The sequence below is a fragment of the Vibrio sp. TH_r3 genome, assembly GCF_033101115.1.
GTDB lineage: Bacteria > Pseudomonadota > Gammaproteobacteria > Enterobacterales > Vibrionaceae > Vibrio.
On record NZ_JAWMPW010000006.1, the window covers coordinates 16662 to 33175 of the forward strand.

13 protein-coding genes are annotated in these 16514 nt (G+C 38.9%); 6 read left to right on the forward strand and 7 right to left on the reverse strand.

Going from position 1 to position 16514, the window contains the following annotated elements:
* Positions 1-42: 42 nt before the first annotated feature.
* The gene (locus R3X26_RS07630) at positions 43-2325 is read left to right on the forward strand and encodes an acyl-CoA dehydrogenase (protein WP_317716627.1); all 2283 of its coding nucleotides are present in this window, start codon (positions 43-45) and stop codon (positions 2323-2325) included.
* A gap of 305 nt (positions 2326-2630) precedes the next feature.
* Positions 2631-3833, forward strand: a complete 1203-nt coding sequence (gene fabV, locus R3X26_RS07635; RefSeq protein ID WP_317716628.1) for an enoyl-ACP reductase FabV — start codon at positions 2631-2633, stop codon at positions 3831-3833.
* 74 nt (positions 3834-3907) lie between these two features.
* Here fabV and R3X26_RS07640 read toward each other — a convergent pair whose 3' ends face one another.
* A complete protein-coding gene (locus R3X26_RS07640; RefSeq protein ID WP_317716629.1) occupies positions 3908-5590 on the reverse strand; it encodes an aspartate:alanine antiporter in 1683 nt (560 codons plus the stop codon).
* 246 nt (positions 5591-5836) lie between these two features.
* A complete protein-coding gene (locus R3X26_RS07645) occupies positions 5837-6094 on the reverse strand; it encodes a GrxA family glutaredoxin (protein ID WP_317716630.1) in 258 nt (85 codons plus the stop codon).
* A gap of 283 nt (positions 6095-6377) precedes the next feature.
* Between R3X26_RS07645 and R3X26_RS07650 the strand changes: the two genes are divergently transcribed.
* Positions 6378-7577, forward strand: a complete 1200-nt coding sequence (locus tag R3X26_RS07650; protein WP_317716631.1) for an iron-containing alcohol dehydrogenase — start codon at positions 6378-6380, stop codon at positions 7575-7577.
* Between the two features lie 160 nt (positions 7578-7737).
* Here R3X26_RS07650 and R3X26_RS07655 read toward each other — a convergent pair whose 3' ends face one another.
* The 5 genes from R3X26_RS07655 to R3X26_RS07675 all read right to left on the reverse strand — a co-directional run bounded on the left by R3X26_RS07655 (position 7738) and on the right by R3X26_RS07675 (position 13296).
* Positions 7738-8592 carry a MurR/RpiR family transcriptional regulator gene (locus tag R3X26_RS07655; protein ID WP_317716632.1) on the reverse strand — a complete coding sequence of 285 codons (855 nt, stop codon included), beginning with the start codon at positions 8590-8592 and terminating at the stop codon, positions 7738-7740.
* Positions 8593-8977: 385 nt separating this feature from the next.
* Positions 8978-10621 carry a pyridoxal-dependent aspartate 1-decarboxylase PanP gene (gene panP, locus R3X26_RS07660; protein WP_317716633.1) on the reverse strand — a complete coding sequence of 548 codons (1644 nt, stop codon included), beginning with the start codon at positions 10619-10621 and terminating at the stop codon, positions 8978-8980.
* 132 nt (positions 10622-10753) lie between these two features.
* The gene (locus tag R3X26_RS07665) at positions 10754-11266 is read right to left on the reverse strand and encodes a hypothetical protein (RefSeq protein ID WP_317716634.1); all 513 of its coding nucleotides are present in this window, start codon (positions 11264-11266) and stop codon (positions 10754-10756) included.
* A 180-nt stretch (positions 11267-11446) separates the two neighbouring features.
* A complete protein-coding gene (locus tag R3X26_RS07670) occupies positions 11447-12352 on the reverse strand; it encodes a lysine exporter LysO family protein (protein ID WP_317716635.1) in 906 nt (301 codons plus the stop codon).
* A 23-nt stretch (positions 12353-12375) separates the two neighbouring features.
* Positions 12376-13296, reverse strand: coding sequence for an HDOD domain-containing protein (locus R3X26_RS07675; protein ID WP_317716636.1), 921 nt, complete (start codon positions 13294-13296; stop codon positions 12376-12378).
* Between the two features lie 364 nt (positions 13297-13660).
* Between R3X26_RS07675 and R3X26_RS07680 the strand changes: the two genes are divergently transcribed.
* The 3 genes from R3X26_RS07680 (at position 13661) to R3X26_RS07690 (ending at position 16501) form a co-directional block, all read left to right on the forward strand.
* The gene (locus tag R3X26_RS07680) at positions 13661-14248 is read left to right on the forward strand and encodes a TfoX/Sxy family DNA transformation protein (RefSeq protein ID WP_317716637.1); all 588 of its coding nucleotides are present in this window, start codon (positions 13661-13663) and stop codon (positions 14246-14248) included.
* 176 nt (positions 14249-14424) lie between these two features.
* Entirely contained in the window at positions 14425-15453 is a 1029-nt protein-coding gene (locus tag R3X26_RS07685) for an ABC transporter permease subunit (RefSeq protein WP_317716638.1), read from the forward strand.
* Position 15454: 1 nt separating this feature from the next.
* A complete protein-coding gene (locus tag R3X26_RS07690; RefSeq protein WP_317716639.1) occupies positions 15455-16501 on the forward strand; it encodes an ABC transporter permease in 1047 nt (348 codons plus the stop codon).
* The last annotated feature ends 13 nt before the right edge of the window (positions 16502-16514 follow it).

A 16514-nucleotide genomic window follows, 5' to 3' on the forward strand; every position in this document is an offset into this window, starting at 1 on the left:
AAACTAAATAATAACGACCCTACAGAACAAAAGGATTAAGCTATGTGCTCTCTACGTAGAAAATGGGTAAGCGACCCTGCATTTAAAATGTTTAAAAAACTATTACCACCTTTGTCCGATACCGAAAAGGAAGCAATGGAAGCAGGGAGTGTATGGTGGGACGGTGAGCTTTTTTCTGGTTCTCCCGATTGGCAAAAGTTGCACAATTATCCTAAGCCTTCATTAACGGATGAGGAGCAATCCTTCATTGATAATGAAGTTGAAACGTTACTTGAAATGCTGGATGACCACCAGATTGTTAAGGTCGATAGAGATATGCCCAAAGAGGTTTGGGACTATATACTCAAAGAACGTTTTTTCTCTCTTATCATTTCAAAAGAGTACGGAGGAAGAGCGTTTTCTGCACATGCCAATTCGACGATTGTTTCTAAAATAGCCACGCGAAATAATAGTGCAGGGGTCACTATTATGGTACCAAATTCATTAGGGCCAGGTGAATTGCTTTCCCATTATGGTACACAACAACAAAAAGATTACTGGTTACCTAGATTAGCTGATGGGCGTGAAATCCCTTGTTTTGCACTAACAGGACCCGAAGCCGGTTCAGATGCAGGCGCTATTCCAGACCAAGGTACAGTATGCATGGGTTACCATGAAGGTCAAGAAGTGCTTGGAATGCGCGTTAGTTGGGATAAGCGTTATATAACCTTAGCACCAGTTGCAACCGTTCTGGGTTTAGCTTACAAATTACAAGATCCTGATGGGCTATTGGGAGGTGAAGTTGATTTAGGCATTACCTGCGCGTTAATCCCTACCGATCACGTTGGCGTGGAAATAGGCGAAAGACATGACCCGCTAGGACTGGCGTTTATGAATGGGCCTACACGCGGTAAAGATGTGTTTATCCCCATGGACTGGGTGATTGGCGGTCAAGATTATGTTGGTAAGGGTTGGCGGATGTTGGTGGAGTGCTTATCCGCTGGGCGTGGTATTTCATTGCCAGCGATGGGAGCGGCAACTGGGCATTTAACATCTAGAACAACCGGTGCGTATGCGTATGTTCGTAAGCAATTCGGTTTATCTATTGGTAAATTTGAAGGCGTAGCGGAAGCGATGGGACGCATTGGTGGACTCACATACATGCTTGAGGCCACTCGGACGTTGACTACAACCTCGCTTGATTTAAAGGAGAGACCGGGCATCGTAACCGCCATTGCTAAGTATCATATGACAGAGATGGCGCGTACCTTATTAAACGATTCGATGGATATTCATGCTGGTCGAGGTATACAGCAAGGCCCAATGAATTACTTAGCCAATCAATATATTGGTGCTCCAGTCGCGATCACCGTTGAAGGTGCGAATATACTGACTCGCAACCTGATGATTTTTGGTCAAGGTGCCACTCGTTGTCATCCATACGTATTAAAAGAAATGGAAGCGGCTGCAAATCCAGATCAACAACAAGGTGCGGAAGATTTTGACCAGTTATTAATAAAACATATCAAGCATGGTATAAAAAACTCCTTTGGAGCATTGTCAGCAGGTCTTACGGGGTCGGTATTCATCAATACAACGATGAGCGGTCCAACTAAGCAATACTATAAGGACTTAACCCGAGTCAGTCGTGCGTTGGCATTGAGCTCTGATGTGGCGATGGCAGTATTAGGAGGGGGATTAAAACGAAAAGAAATGATATCTGCGCGATTAGGAGATGCGCTTAGTTATCTTTATATGGCTTCTGCCGTTCTTAAAAAGTATGAGGATGAAGGACGTCAGAACAGCGATTTAATTTACGTCGATTATGCAGTTCAACACTGTTTGTATAATGCAACCACCTCTTTACAGCAAGCCAATGCGAATTTCCCTAATCGTATTGCAGGACGATTACTAAATACATTAGTTTTTCCTCTTGGGAATCACTTCAAAAAGCCAACGGATGAGCTATCAATTAACATTGCCGAGTCTTTGATGACTCCTGGTAAACAACGAGATCGTTTGACTCACTTGTGCTATGTGGGTAAAACTGAAGACGATGCGGTTGGATTGATAGAACGAGCCTTTAACAAGATGTATCAAATTCGTGACTTAGAAAAGAAACTCATTCAAGGCGTAAAAGAAGGCAAAGTAGTGAGAAAAGGGCCACTAATGCAACGGCTACAACAAGCGTTGGACGCTGGTGTTCTGACTCAACAAGAGGTGGATCAAGTTAACGAGGCAGAAACATTGCGTATAAAAGCAATACAAGTAGACCATTTCAGTCATGATTTTTCTGAAATAAGAACCCACAAAGACGTCGAGCCGAAATTAGATAGTGTGGCATAATTTGATTGATGGTGTTTGCACAACTGGAGCGTCTTAATTGGGCGCTCTAATTGTTTGTATTGATTTTCAGCCGTCAGATCGGCTATGTTCATTTGTTACGCTAATGCAATACTACTGATTTGCGGTGCACTAGTACTCCCTGATTTCGCGCATTTATTGAATATGAACTACTCCAACCACTTCATATTTAATCGCAATTTGTGAGAAAATTGATGCGATTTGTTTATTATCCTTTTATCCTACTCAAAATATTTGCGGCAACATTAATTATCGTTGCCTTAGTCTTACATTAAAGGACGCTGAAAATGATCATAAAACCTAGAATTCGTGGTTTCATCTGTACTACTACCCATCCTGTTGGCTGTGAAGCGAATATCAAGGAGCAAATTGACTACACTAAAGCACAAGGCCCAATCAAAAACGCGCCTAAGCGTGTTTTGGTTGTCGGTTCTTCTAGTGGTTACGGGATGTCTTCGCGTATAACTGCTGCATTTGGTGGTGGTGCATCTACCATTGGTGTGTTCTATGAAAAAGCAGGTACAGAAAGAAAACCGGGAACGGCTGGCTTTTATAATGCGGCGGCGTTTGACAAATTAGCACATGAAGAAGGCCTGTATGCTAAAAGCCTAAACGGTGACGCGTTTTCTAATGAAGCCAAACAAAAAACTATCGAGTTGATAAAACAAGATCTTGAACAAATAGATCTAGTTGTTTATTCACTCGCATCTCCTGTTCGTAAATTGCCAGAAACTGGAGAGCTAGTACGTTCTAGCCTTAAACCAATAGGTGAAACATATTCGTCTACAGCGGTTGATACCAATAAAGATATGATTATCGAAGCCAGTATTGAACCTGCTACTCAGCAAGAAATTGACGACACCGTGACAGTGATGGGAGGTGAAGACTGGGAGTTATGGATGAATGCATTAGCTGAAGCGGATGTGTTAGCAGAAGGGTGTAAAACCGTCGCCTATAGCTACATCGGAACAGAGTTAACTTGGCCTATTTACTGGGATGGAGCTTTAGGTAAAGCGAAAATGGACTTAGACCGTGCAGCCCAAGCGCTTAATGAGAAGCTGTCTGCTTACAATGGTAGTGCTAATGTGGCTGTGCTCAAATCTGTCGTTACGCAAGCAAGCTCTGCTATACCTGTAATGCCTCTGTATATTGCAATGGTGTTTAAGAAAATGCGAGAAGAAGGCGTACATGAAGGGTGTATTGAGCAAATTCAACGTATGTTCAGCCAACGTTTATATACGCAAGATGGTTCAAGTCCTGAAGTTGATGAGTGTAATCGCCTACGTCTTGACGATTGGGAATTGCGTGATGATATACAACAATACTGTCGTGAACTATGGCCTCAAATAACAACTGAGAACTTAAAAGAGCTGACAGACTATGTTGAATATAAAGAAGAGTTTTTGAAGTTGTTCGGCTTTGGTGTTGATGGTGTTGATTATGAGGCGGATGTAAGTACAGAAGTTGCTTTCGATGTAATTGATATTTAATTGACTATTTAATTTAAAAAAACGCTCTATAGAGCGTTTTTTTATGTCTTTTTTAACACTATGTAGTTAAAGCACTAACTTAAAATAATCAGTAAGGTGCCTGCTAAGGTCATCAATATATTTGCGATAGCATAAGTGCCGGCATAACCTAGCGCAGGGATTGTCGACCGAGCGTATCCATTTACAATATCCATTGCTGGGGCACAAGTTCTAGCACCAATAATTGCCCCAAATAATAGAGCTCGATTCATTTTAAATACGTAAGCCCCTACAAGGTAAGCAAATACAACCGGCACAACACTGACGATTAAACTAATAAAAACAATTTGTAACCCAACTTGGTTCATGAAGGTAAACAAATTGCCACCGGCACTGAGTCCTATTCCAGCCATAAAGAACATTAAGCCAAGGTCTTTTACCATATTTAATGCACCTTGAGGAACGTAACCAAAAGTTGGGTGGTTTGCCCTTAAAAATCCTAATGTAATTCCAGCAATCAGAAGGCCGACAGCATTACCTAATCCAAACGTAACTTGCCCAAATGTCATGGTAATTAAACCAAATAAAATGCCAAGAATGAAAAAACTACAAAAGGCGAGTAGGTCAGCCATCTGGCTATGGATAGAGATAAAACCAATGCGTTCAGCCAACCCTAAAACTCGGCTTTTTTCACCACTAACTTGCAGAATGTCACCTTTAGCGAGCATAATATTCAGGTCCATTGGCATTTCTATTTGTGCTCGAACCACTCGATTTAAAAAGCAACCATATTCAGATAAATTAAGTTCGGACAGTTTCTTACCTGCGATGCTATCGCTTTTAACCACGATTTCTTCTTCAACAATACGTAGATCAAGTAAGTTTCGGTCAAATACTTCTTTACCATTTCTAAAACTTGGTTCAAGCCTTGCGTGACTATCTGGAAAGCCAACTAAGGCGATTTCATCGCCATCTTGTAGTATCGCATCGCCATCAGGGTGGGCGAGTATGCCATTGCGTCGAATGCGTTCAATATAACATCCAGTTTGACGATAAATACCTAATTCTCGAAGGTTTTTACCGTCAATCCAGTTGGTTAACTCTTGTCCTACTCGGTATGCTCGAATAATGGGTAGGTAAACTTTTTTTTGTGCCGCGTTACCAATGCCCCTTTCTTGTGCTATCTGTTCGGCACTATCATGCAAATCTTGTTTTTGTAGTTTTGGTAATAATTTAGCGAACAGAATCATACTGATTAACCCGACTAGATAAGCCAACGCGTAACCAACGGATAGGTTTTTCATTACTAAATCCATATCCATATTTCTTGGTAAGGTTGCTAAACCAGATGTTAGTGCATCTTGAGCGCCAACTAAAACTGGCGTAGCCGTTAATGCTCCTGCCATTAGCCCAGCCGATAAACCATATTCTATGTTAAGAGCGTGACTGAAAAAATACGTCAGCGAGACGGCCGAAACGAGTACGATTAAACTCAATAAAAAATAGTGTTTACCGTCTCTAAAAAAGATACTAAAAAAGTTTGGACCAGCTTCTATACCCACACAGTAAATGAAAAGCATAAATCCGATCGTTAATGCTTCATTACCAATAGAAAAACCGATATTACCCATAACTAATGCGGTAATTAACACCCCGATAGAATTGCCTAATTGAAAACCGCCAAACCGAATTTTCCCAATAGCTAGCCCCATTGCTAATACAACAAAGACGAGTAAAATTTGATTTTGTTCGAGGATTAAAGCAACGTCAATATTCACAGTGTTAACTCAATATTAAAAGTGTTGTAGACAGGATTATGGTCTAATTGTATACCAATATAATTAAAAAATAAGGTGGGATATTACTTTTTTAGCGTTATTGGCAATCAATTATAAAAAGGACTATTTACTGGCTCCAATGAGAGCTTTTTTGCTTGTACTGTATGTATAAAAAAGGCCCACAATATGTGGACCTATAAAATTATTTGGGTTCTAACTCAAGCATGAATATATGAGTCTATTAGATTAGTAATCTAAATTTTCTCTCGCGTACGCTTCAAATTCAGTACAACCACCAACATGGTCTTGATCTACGAATATTTGTGGTACGGTTTCTACTGGTTTACCGACCGTTTTTTCTAGGTCAGCTTTACTAATACCTTCTGCATGGATATCTACATAACGATAATTGAAGTCTTCACGACTTTCTTTTAACGATTCTGCAATATCTTTAGCACGAACACAAAAAGGGCACCCAGGACGACCAAAAATTACAACAAACATAAATTAACTCCTCATTCTATTATGGTGTCACTATGCACTAATACAATGAGAAAATAAAGATGGATTAACCTTTGACTACAATAGGCTAAGGCTATCAATAATAGTCATTTTTTTATTTTTCTTCGGAGAGAATCAATGTAACGATGTAAGATTAGGTTAAAATTGTGAGCAAATACAAAGTTTTGAAAAAGCAGTGAAAAGAGTGCGCGTGAGTTGTATTAAATCAATTTTTTAGATCAAAAACTCTAGCAACCTAACTGTACTTAATGTTTCGGGAGTTACTATGTTCCAGTTTATGACATCCGCAAAGATTGTATTTGGTGAAGGCGCGCTTAATGCTTCATTGTCTATTTTCAATCAGTATGGCTACAGTGTGCTGCTGGTTACTGGAAAAAGTAAACAACGTGCAGAGAGTGTGACCAACTATTTCAATAGCCAAAATATGCGTTATCAACACGTTTCTATATCAGGTGAACCCAATATCACGATGGTAGAAGAAACCTCAGTGGTAGGACGAAAGTTTAGACCAGACATGGTGGTTGCAATTGGTGGTGGCAGCGTCATTGATATGGGTAAAGCATTGTCGGCCGTTATCCCTAATCAAGGCAGTGTTTATGATTATGTAGAAGTGGTTGGTAGAAATGTTCCGCTTAAAACTAAACCTCTTCCTTTTATTGCTATTCCGACTACTGCGAGCACTGGATCAGAAGTGTCTAATAAAGCAGTATTAAAATCTGGGCAAGATAAAGTAAAAGTTAGCCTGCGTTCTCCAGACATACTGCCTGATGTGGCTATTATTGATCCGGTACTAACTTACGATACGGATAAGACGATTTTAAGTAGAGGGGCGCTTGAAACCTTTACGCATCTCATGGAATCTTATGTATGCGGGTCGCCTAATCCTTTAACAGATATGGTATGTGAAGAAGGGTTAAGAAGGCTAGCGTTAGCCATTGTGCCCGGTTGTAAAAATAATGATTATAAATCGCTAGCTGACTTATCATTTGCTGCTTGCTTGGGTGGTATGGCAATTAGCAATGCCAAGTTAGGCGCAGCACATGGCCTTGCTTCTTCACTTGGTGGAAAAATAGAGGCTCCTCACAGCATCATTGCCGCTAGATTAGCTCCTTTCGTTATGCAAGAAAATATTAAAGCGGCAGAAGAGCAAGGCCGTAACGATATCCTGCTTCGCTACCGGGAAATTGCGAAAATACTGACACAAAATAATCAAGCAGATTATATTGATAGTGTTGCATGGATTGAGATGATGTTAGAGCGTTTGCAGTTGCCAAATTTGAGTGATTTTGGTATCTGCAGGACATCTTTTAGCCAAGTAGCTCAAGATGCGTTGCAATCGGTATCGATTAAAGGCAACCCAATACCGCTTAATCAAGATCGACTGGTTTTTATATTGCAGCAAGTTTGTTCTTGCGAAGAAAATGCAAACGATGAAAATTTGCCTTTAAGTACGATTTGCCTCTAAGTCAATTTACTTCTAAACACAATAGAAATCGAGCAAGTTAGCGTCAATCCATACCAAGAAGTGTGATAATAGAGTAAATTGCCAAGCCGGAAGAAACGAATCGGCTTAGCTTGGTTGAGATATGAGTCTGAGCATTTATAAATGCTTCAGACTCATGGTGTTAGTATTGGGTGATTTTATCGTAGCGTGAATCTTTTAATGCATCTTTCACACGTCTCAAGTTGTTTCTAAACCCAGAACCACGGCGTAATGTAAATCCAGTCGCTAATACATCAATTACGGTCATTTGTACCACACGACTCGCCATTGGCATATAAACATCTGTATCTTCAGGAACATCTAATGTTATGGACAGAGATGATGCTTTATCAAGCGGTGAATCTTTAGCTGTGATCGCAATAACTGTTGCGCCATTTTCTCTGCCTAATTTAGCCACTTCAACCATACTTTTAGTTCGTCCCGTGTGTGAAACTAAGACAATAACATCATTATCGGTGCAATTTATGCAGCTCATTCTCTGCATAATGATGTCTTCAAAGCAAGCAATAGGAATATTAAACCGGATAAACTTATTTTGAGCATCTTTAGCGACAGCAGAAGACGCTCCAAGACCAAAGAATGAAATACGCTTCGCCTGAGTCAGCAAATCAACTGCTCGATTAATTTGAATTGGGTCTAAGCTATTTTTTGCAACATCAAGACAAGCCATTGTTGATTCGAATATTTTGTGAGTATAGGCATCGGGTCCATCGTCCTCCTCTACGTTTCTGTTAACGTATGGAGTGCCATTAGCCAAGCTTTGCGCGAGATGAAGTTTAAAATCAGGAAAGCCTTTAGTATCTAATCTTCTACAAAATCGATTAACTGTCGGTTCGCTTACATCGGCCATTTTGGCAAGTGTGGCGATACTCGAATGAATAGCGGTCTGAGGTGAAGCCATAATGACTTCTGCTACTTTACGTTCAGATTTACTGAAGCTTTCAAGGCTTTTTTGGATTTTTTCCAGTGTATTCATAATATTATCTAGTTGTTTGCTGCAAATAAGCGTTTGGTTTTGAGTTGATCTAATGTAAAAACGCGGAATCTAAAAATAAAAACTCAGCTCATCAAAATCGACGAACTAAAAAGAACGATAAGCTGTTATAAAATAAACAGCGTCTATACCATTCACTCTAACATGAGTATAAACCCAACCGTCAGTGCGTCTGAAACAAAACAGAACTATATCGTCTATTAATTGGCTATTCTATGACAAACTTCAAACAAAATTTCAGTTTGGAAGGTTAAACCCCAATATATGAGCAAAATATAATCGCTATTGGGGCTTAATTGACGACTGAATTACAGGATTTAGAAAAAAAATTACATTTATCGATTCGTGTACTGTTTGAATAATGGCATTAAGTCAGGATTTGTTGGGATAATGTGTTTATTGCATTCAGTAACGAGCCACTGCCAGTTGCTATTTGTCGTTGTTCGTTTAAAACGGATTGCAAAATCTGCTCGCTAGTTAAAGGATTGGCTAATACTACTCTGAAAACAATCGTATCCATTTTGTTCCAACGGTGAGGGTTGAGCTTGGTTCTAGAGACAAAGGTTTTACCTTCTTCTCTTTGTCGTTTTTGGATATATTTCGTTAAGTCGTTAAGCAACTTGTGCAAATGTCTGCGCTGCGTACTATCCGCCACCTTAAGCGCTTTAGTCGCTAACAATGGAATATAGCGGTAAGTTAACAAGCACAGTTCTGGCTCGGAAATTAGCTCAAAATCGTCTTGTTGGTTAATAAGATTGGCAAAATACTTGGCTTTCTCTATACCTCGATCAATTAGAAGTTCGTAACCTGGACGGCTGATAATGTGCATGCTGGAATACACTAACATTGCCATCCCAGAACGAGATCCTTCTAATGTATGACTGCCTAGATCTTTCGAGCCTTTACGTAAAATATATTCGGCATGGTGTTCTATGGCTGACATTGCGTCAGGATTTTTAAATAACACCATTCCAGCACCCATAGGAATATAAAGCTGTTTATGCGCATCTATAGTGACTGAGTCGGCGAGTTCAATACCATCTAAAAGGTGACGGTTGTTGTTAGACATTAGTGTTGCTCCGCCCCAAGCTGCATCAACATGAAAATGACAGTTTTCACGTTGACTAATTTCCGCCAGTTTTTTGAGAGGGTCGATATTGCCAGTTTCTGTCGTGCCTGCTACACCAATAATGGCGAAAGGTTTGATGTTTTGCTGTTTTAATTCGCCGATTTTTTTCTCAAGATCAGCAATACAGATTCGGCTATTATTATCTGTTTTAATCGAGACTAAACTGTCCTGACCTATACCGAGAATGTTAACGGCTTTCTTTAATGAATAATGCCCTCTATCTGAAACTAATATGGCTAATCCATCATAACCGTAGTGTTTCATTGCACGGTATAAACCTTGTTTTTCTACTCCAGTAAAATCACGGTTTGCTTTTAACGCATTGTTTCTCGCTACCCACAGTGCGGTAATATTAGCGATGGTACCACCAGAGCAGAATGCACCTAACGAGTGCTTCGCGCTGTGCATCCATTTTTTGTAAAACGATTCGTGCTGTTGGTAAATTAAACTATGCAACATGCCTAGAACTTGTCTTTCTAACGGTGTGAATGCTTTTGATGTTTCAATTTTGACCAGGTTTTGGTTTAGCGCAATCATGATTTTAGATAGCGGCATGAGGAAATAAGGCAATGCGGACGTCATATGGCCAATAAAACTCGGCGAAGAAGTATGCACGGAATGAGAAACAACAGTGTTGAGTAGATGCTGCGTATGGTCTGAAACAAAAGTAGGCGTTTCAGGAATAGAACATTGTAAAAACTCTTTTTCAATTTCGTTCAGAGGTTTCTCTTCTGCAACAATATGCTCTGTGAGAAATTCATTTAAATTTTGAGAGAGTTGTTGTTCGATTAAGGAAAGAGTCGAAGTTGGCGCTTCTGGGACTGTAAAAATTTTGAGTAACTGTTCAAAACTTACGTCTGCTATTTTATTTTTAGGTATCATACAAACGAGGTAGACAAATATTTGTGGCTATTTTGAGGCGGATAATTTAAACGAAAACGGGAACAATGTCCCGTTCTAATTATGGAAACTCAATTATTAAGCATCGTGTGTTTACAATAAAAGCACGCTGATTTACATGCAATTAATATTTTCTGTTGTTGCAATTGCATTGTTGTACTTATTGAGTACAGAGTCAATTTTATTAGGATGACTTAATAAATCTGCGAATGCTGAACGAAGTTGGTAATTTTTTTCATGTGGTTTTGATTGTCTATCGTTAAAACTGATTGATGCTAATTTACCAAGTTCATCAGTACGATTTGCCAACGCTTTCACATCCACCTGTTCAAGTTTTAACCACGCTTCTATTGGTTGTTCTGTGGCTACTTTATTGGTGTCTTCCTCTAAAAATACATGTACCGCGGCGCGGTTGAGTTCAAAGTGGTTTTTTCTGCCATTGTAGAACCACTCTCCAACTTCTTTTAAATCCGGATATTGTTGCGTAGTTAGCTCTATTAAATCTTGATACCAAGTAAGAGAAGCATCAATATACGAATCATACTTGCCTGAAAGACACTGAGTATCTGCTGCTTGAGACAGTGTAGAGGCGCTACATAATAGAGCGGCAAAGAGAAAGCGTTTCATTTACGTTCCTTGGTCAAAATATCTGTTAAATGCATTGTTATGAAATAAACAATGAAAGTGGTGTTATGTTTCAGGTATTCAAGTTTACACTAATGTAGTAAAAAGTAACATCTCATCAACAGGATCGATGAGAGGTTGCTAACAGTTTTTCTGTTTGCTTTTTTGAGATATTTGTAGGATTTACGCAGTTAGTGAGACGAAGAAAAGCATAAATATAGGAACAAACAAGCTTAATATAAAGCCACTAACAATAGCGATAGGTACACATTTTACACCACCTGATGTTTGGATCACTGGTAAGGTAAAGTCCATTGCTGTTGCACCGGCATAACCGATGGCACTACACGGCCTGGTGTGTATTAGCATCGGTATCATAACTAAAGCCAATAGTTCTCTTAACAGTTCTATCATAAATGATGCACCACCAAATACTGGGCCAAACGCATCGCCCATTAAGATTCCAGAAAGAGAGTACCAACCAAACCCTGATGCCATGGCTAAACCTTGTGTCAGTGGAATATCAAGCCATAAAGCTGATAATATACCGCCGACCCATGAGGTAATAATGATAACCAAAGCGATAATCATCCCATGTTTGTTGAGTAATATTTGTTTAAGGCTGAGTCCACTGTTACGTAATTGGATACCAATTAAAAACAGTAGCAAAAATAAAATCCATTCACTGGCGGTATCAACCCAACTAAGATCAATATTGAGAATTAGACCTAGCACTAACCCCAAGCCTACCACCATAATGAGTTTTACCGACTCGAGTGCCATCGATGAAAGGGGTAGCTTTTGTTTAGATTGCTCTGTTTTTAACGGGAATACTTTATCGACTAACGGTAAAGCTAGCAGATTACACAAGCCGATTAAGATAAAAAATGTAGCAGTATATTTTAATATGACTTGCAGATTGGCACCTAGGTTATCTAGGGCAGCTAGGCTTAATCCCATTAAAAATAGAATTACATAAATAAGCCGAGCGGTGTACGCATTGATATGATTGAGTAGCTTTGTGTCTGAGATGGAAAAAAAATACCCCACTATAAGTGGAGCAAAGATGAAAATCATACCTGAAAACATGGTTTGGCCTGTAATATGTGAGCTTATAGCCCAGTGGAATTCATGACGTCAGCAAGGCGTTTGTTAAATTCTTTGGTTGTTAGATTACTCAATTCAAACATTGCATTAGCACCTGCAGCATTGACTTCAACATGGTGATCATCGATTGCTTGGTCTTGTTTTCGAAACATCAATAAGTGATGAGCTATTCTCGCAATATCTAAATAATTTATTTCGTGTCTTGACGTGTTTCGCTCTTCATTAGTCGCTACTTCAATATAATCTTTATCAAACTTCCAGTGATTAAGAACAAGTTCGCTAACAATAGGGCAGCGTGATTCAAAGATACGTATTGCCAGTTGTTCATTTAGATAGTTGCCACGTTCTAAATAAAAATGGTATTCGTTAACTAGACAAAACAGACCAATATCAGCAAGTAATCCAACTAACAGTGCTTTCTCTATTTCTAAATTGTTATATTCTCCGGGAGAATATGCTTGTATAGATTGGGTTACTAAAAACATAGTAGCAGCCAGTTCTCGAGATCGAGCTGCGCTGTTAACCAGTATTTTGTGACACTTTTTCGATAGATTAGTACCGTTTTTTAATTGTTCGATTGATTGTGCAGTAACAATATCTCTTACCCGATAAATACCTAACCTAGAAATAGCGGTTTGGATATCGTTGCAGGTAATATTGCGTCGATTAAAAATGACTGAATTTGCGACTCTAATAACGACAGCAGATAAACTTGGGTCTTCAATTAAGCAATCTGCAATGTCTGAAATACACGTGTCTTGCCTTATACTTAACTTCTGAATTTTTAAGACGACTTCTGGTATTGGAGGTAAGGTGATTTTGCCACTTTTTATTGACTGTTCGACCAATTGTGCAAATTCAGATTCTAGACCTTCAAAAAGGGCTTCCTCATTTTCAGGAAGCCAAAAAAACGATAAATGATTCATGTAGTTCTTCCTATTCTCTTGTCGATAATATTACATGTGCATCTCTAACTGTTCCACCTTCTAAACTGATTAATTGTATTGTTTCAGCATTAATCTCGCATTTTTACGGTTTACTCGTCTGCGAAGCCATAAGTGATGCTCCTATTAGTGCATTTTGTTGGTTGTTTTTTGTTCGGTTGTTGTGAGGTGAGCCGTAAATATAAAGTTATTATCGTCATAATTTCGTTTAATGTGCGAATGAAAGCTACTTAAACGGTACTATAAATTTGGTTTAATAATGAACTACCTATAAAGGATGATATCACTGCTGACATAAATGATTATCAACATTACAACGAAGCGTAAATACGCAGAGGAATGTAAAATGAATAATTTATGTTTTTATGAATATGCCAAAACATTCGGTACTTATCAAAAGCATCCTATGTTTGGAGGTATTGGTTTATTTTCTAACAATGCCATGTATTTATTGATAACAGGAAAAAATATATATCTTAGAGGTGGCGGAAAACTAGATAAAGAATTGGCTTGTCTCGGTTGCAGCCGATATCGCCATGTTAAAAAACAAGGTACAGTAATAGTTAATTACTACAATATTACCGAATTATATAATGGAGGTTACACAGGACTGGCTTCACTTGTTCGTCGTTCTATTTTTGGTTCAATAGAAGACAGAAAACAGTGCTTTTTAAATAAGAGAAAGAGGCTACGAGACTTACCGAATATGAGATTGACTTTAGAACGAATGGTTATTAAATCGGGCGTTAAAGATGTTGATTCGTTTGTTAATCTTGGTGCAGTTAGAGTGTATCATAAAGTAAAACTGCACTACGGTAAAAAAGTAGATTATCGGTTGCTTTGGAAGTTCTCTGGGGCGATAAGCGGTGTTCATTGGATGTTGATTGACGCTAAAACTAAAAAGGAGTTGAAGCGAACCTACGATTCGCTTTAGTTTTACTTCTGTTATAAGTCAGGCCTAGCTTATGCTAGGTCTTTTTATTAAAAATAAGCTGCCAATGTTTTTCTGGAATTGAATCTTAATTTGCTTATATGATTGCTCAGAACATAGGTTATGTTATAACAGATAGATAGGAGTACTAAAACCAAGGATAAGGAGAGTGGCAAGTAGTGTTTGATTATTTTTTGCGTCGAATGATGTTAGTGATTCCAACGTTTATCGGCATCACCATTTTAATATTCGCTATTACTCGTCTCGTTCCCGGTGGACCAGTAGAGCGAATTCTTTCTAGCATGCAGTTTAATAGTAGCGAAATTTCTTCCGTCACTAGTGATATTGGTGCGAGTTCTGCTTTATCAGAAGACCAAATAGCTCAACTCAACGCTTTCTATGGCTTAGACAAACCCGTTGTTGAAGCGTATTGGGAATGGCTAACTAAAATAGTGTCACTCGATTTTGGTGAGTCGACACGATATTATGAACCAGTGACCGATATGATAGCCGAACGCCTTCCGGTTTCGTTATTTTACGGTGGAATGACTTTCTTTATTGCCTACTTTATCTCAATTCCTTTAGGTTACTACAAAGCGCTTAAACATGGCTCCGTGTTTGATTCTTTGTCCTCGATAGCGATTTTTATTGGTTATGCGTTGCCAGGTTATATTGTTGGTGTGCTGCTGATTACCTGGTTTGCCTATAATCTCGAATGGTTCCCAATGGGCGGTTTTGTAGGCGACGATTTTGATGATTTGGAAAGCGTTTCCGAACAAGTTAAAGACGTTTTATGGCATGCCATATTACCACTGATTTGCTATTTGATTGGTGATTTCGCTACATTAACTATGACCATGAAGAATAACTTGATGGAAAATTTATCGGCTGACTACATCCGAACCGCAATCGCGAAAGGCCTGCCATTTAATCAAGCGGTTCGTAAGCATGCGCTAAGAAATAGCTTGATCCCAATCGCTAGTCATTTTGGTAATTCTTTGTTGTTTTTCATGACGGGCTCTTTTTTAATTGAAGTAATTTTTGATATTGATGGTATTGGTTTGTTAGGGTACGAATCTATCGTAGAAAGAGATTATCCCGTGGTAATGGGTATTGTTGCGATCAACGCAGTGATGCTATTAATTGGCAATATTTTGTCAGACATCTGTGTCGCTTTGGTCGATCCACGAGTTAAGTTTGGGGAATAATATGGGCTTTAAATTCGATCCCTTAACACAAAAGAAGATTCGACGTTTCAAAGAGATTAAACGTGGTTATTGGTCATTGATTCTACTCACCACCTTGTTGCTTCTGTCTCTTGTCGCTGAATTATTGGTCAATAGTAAAGCCTTGGTGGTTCGCTACCAAGGTGAATATAGTTTCCCCATCTTAACTGAAGTGAGATTAGGAACGGAGTTTGGTTTAGAGTATTTATCTGAAACTAACTATAGAGAATTAAAACAAAAATTTATTGAGGAAGATAAAGGCAATTTTGTGGTTATGCCCATCATACCTTGGAACCCGTATGAACAAGATTTTTCTACTGGTTATCCACCAACACCACCAAGCATTGTTAGTGAGCACTATTTAGGAACTGATATTATAGGGCGAGATATCTTAGCCCGATTAATTTATGGTTTCAGAATTGCTATGGGTTTTGCTTTGATTACTATGGTGATCTCTTATGCTTTAGGGACAACAATAGGTTGTGCGATGGGCTTTTGGGGCGGTAAGTTTGATCTTATTTTCCAAAGAGCGATTGAAGTATGGTCAATGGTACCGTTCTTGTATGTGATTATGATTTTAGTCTCTATTATTCAACCAACCTTTACATTGTTTGTGTTCATAAATGTGTTATTTGGTTGGATGGGAATGACATGGTACATGAGAACGATGACTTATAAAGAGTCTGCAAGAGAATATGTTTTAGCAGCAAAAGCTTTGGGTGCATCGACCTCACGTATTATTTTCAAACATATTTTGCCGAATACAATGGTTATGATAGTAACGCTTGCGCCATTCACTATTGCGGGGAATATAACGGCGTTGACTGCGTTAGATTATTTAGGGCTTGGTTTAATGCCTCCAACCCCATCTTGGGGAGAGTTGCTACAACAAGGTAAATCTAATTTAGACTCGCCATGGATTGTTATGTCAGTTGTGACCTCTATCGTTTCGGTTTTGGTGATGGTAACGTTTATTGGTGAGGCTGTTAGAGCGGCATTTGATCCGAAAAAATTTACCCGTTACACCTAATAATTTTTGTACA

Coding starts and splice junctions, on each gene's coding strand:
- R3X26_RS07630 (WP_317716627.1), top strand. CDS start 43: ATGTGCTCTCTACGTAGAAAATGGGTAAGCGACCCTGCATTTAAAATG.
- fabV (WP_317716628.1), top strand. CDS start 2,631: ATGATCATAAAACCTAGAATTCGTGGTTTCATCTGTACTACTACCCAT.
- R3X26_RS07645 (WP_317716630.1), bottom strand. CDS start 6,094: ATGTTTGTTGTAATTTTTGGTCGTCCTGGGTGCCCTTTTTGTGTTCGT.
- R3X26_RS07650 (WP_317716631.1), top strand. CDS start 6,378: ATGTTCCAGTTTATGACATCCGCAAAGATTGTATTTGGTGAAGGCGCG.
- R3X26_RS07655 (WP_317716632.1), bottom strand. CDS start 8,592: ATGAATACACTGGAAAAAATCCAAAAAAGCCTTGAAAGCTTCAGTAAA.
- panP (WP_317716633.1), bottom strand. CDS start 10,621: ATGATACCTAAAAATAAAATAGCAGACGTAAGTTTTGAACAGTTACTC.
- R3X26_RS07665 (WP_317716634.1), bottom strand. CDS start 11,266: ATGAAACGCTTTCTCTTTGCCGCTCTATTATGTAGCGCCTCTACACTG.
- R3X26_RS07670 (WP_317716635.1), bottom strand. CDS start 12,352: ATGTTTTCAGGTATGATTTTCATCTTTGCTCCACTTATAGTGGGGTAT.
- R3X26_RS07675 (WP_317716636.1), bottom strand. CDS start 13,296: ATGAATCATTTATCGTTTTTTTGGCTTCCTGAAAATGAGGAAGCCCTT.
- R3X26_RS07680 (WP_317716637.1), top strand. CDS start 13,661: ATGAATAATTTATGTTTTTATGAATATGCCAAAACATTCGGTACTTAT.
- R3X26_RS07690 (WP_317716639.1), top strand. CDS start 15,455: ATGGGCTTTAAATTCGATCCCTTAACACAAAAGAAGATTCGACGTTTC.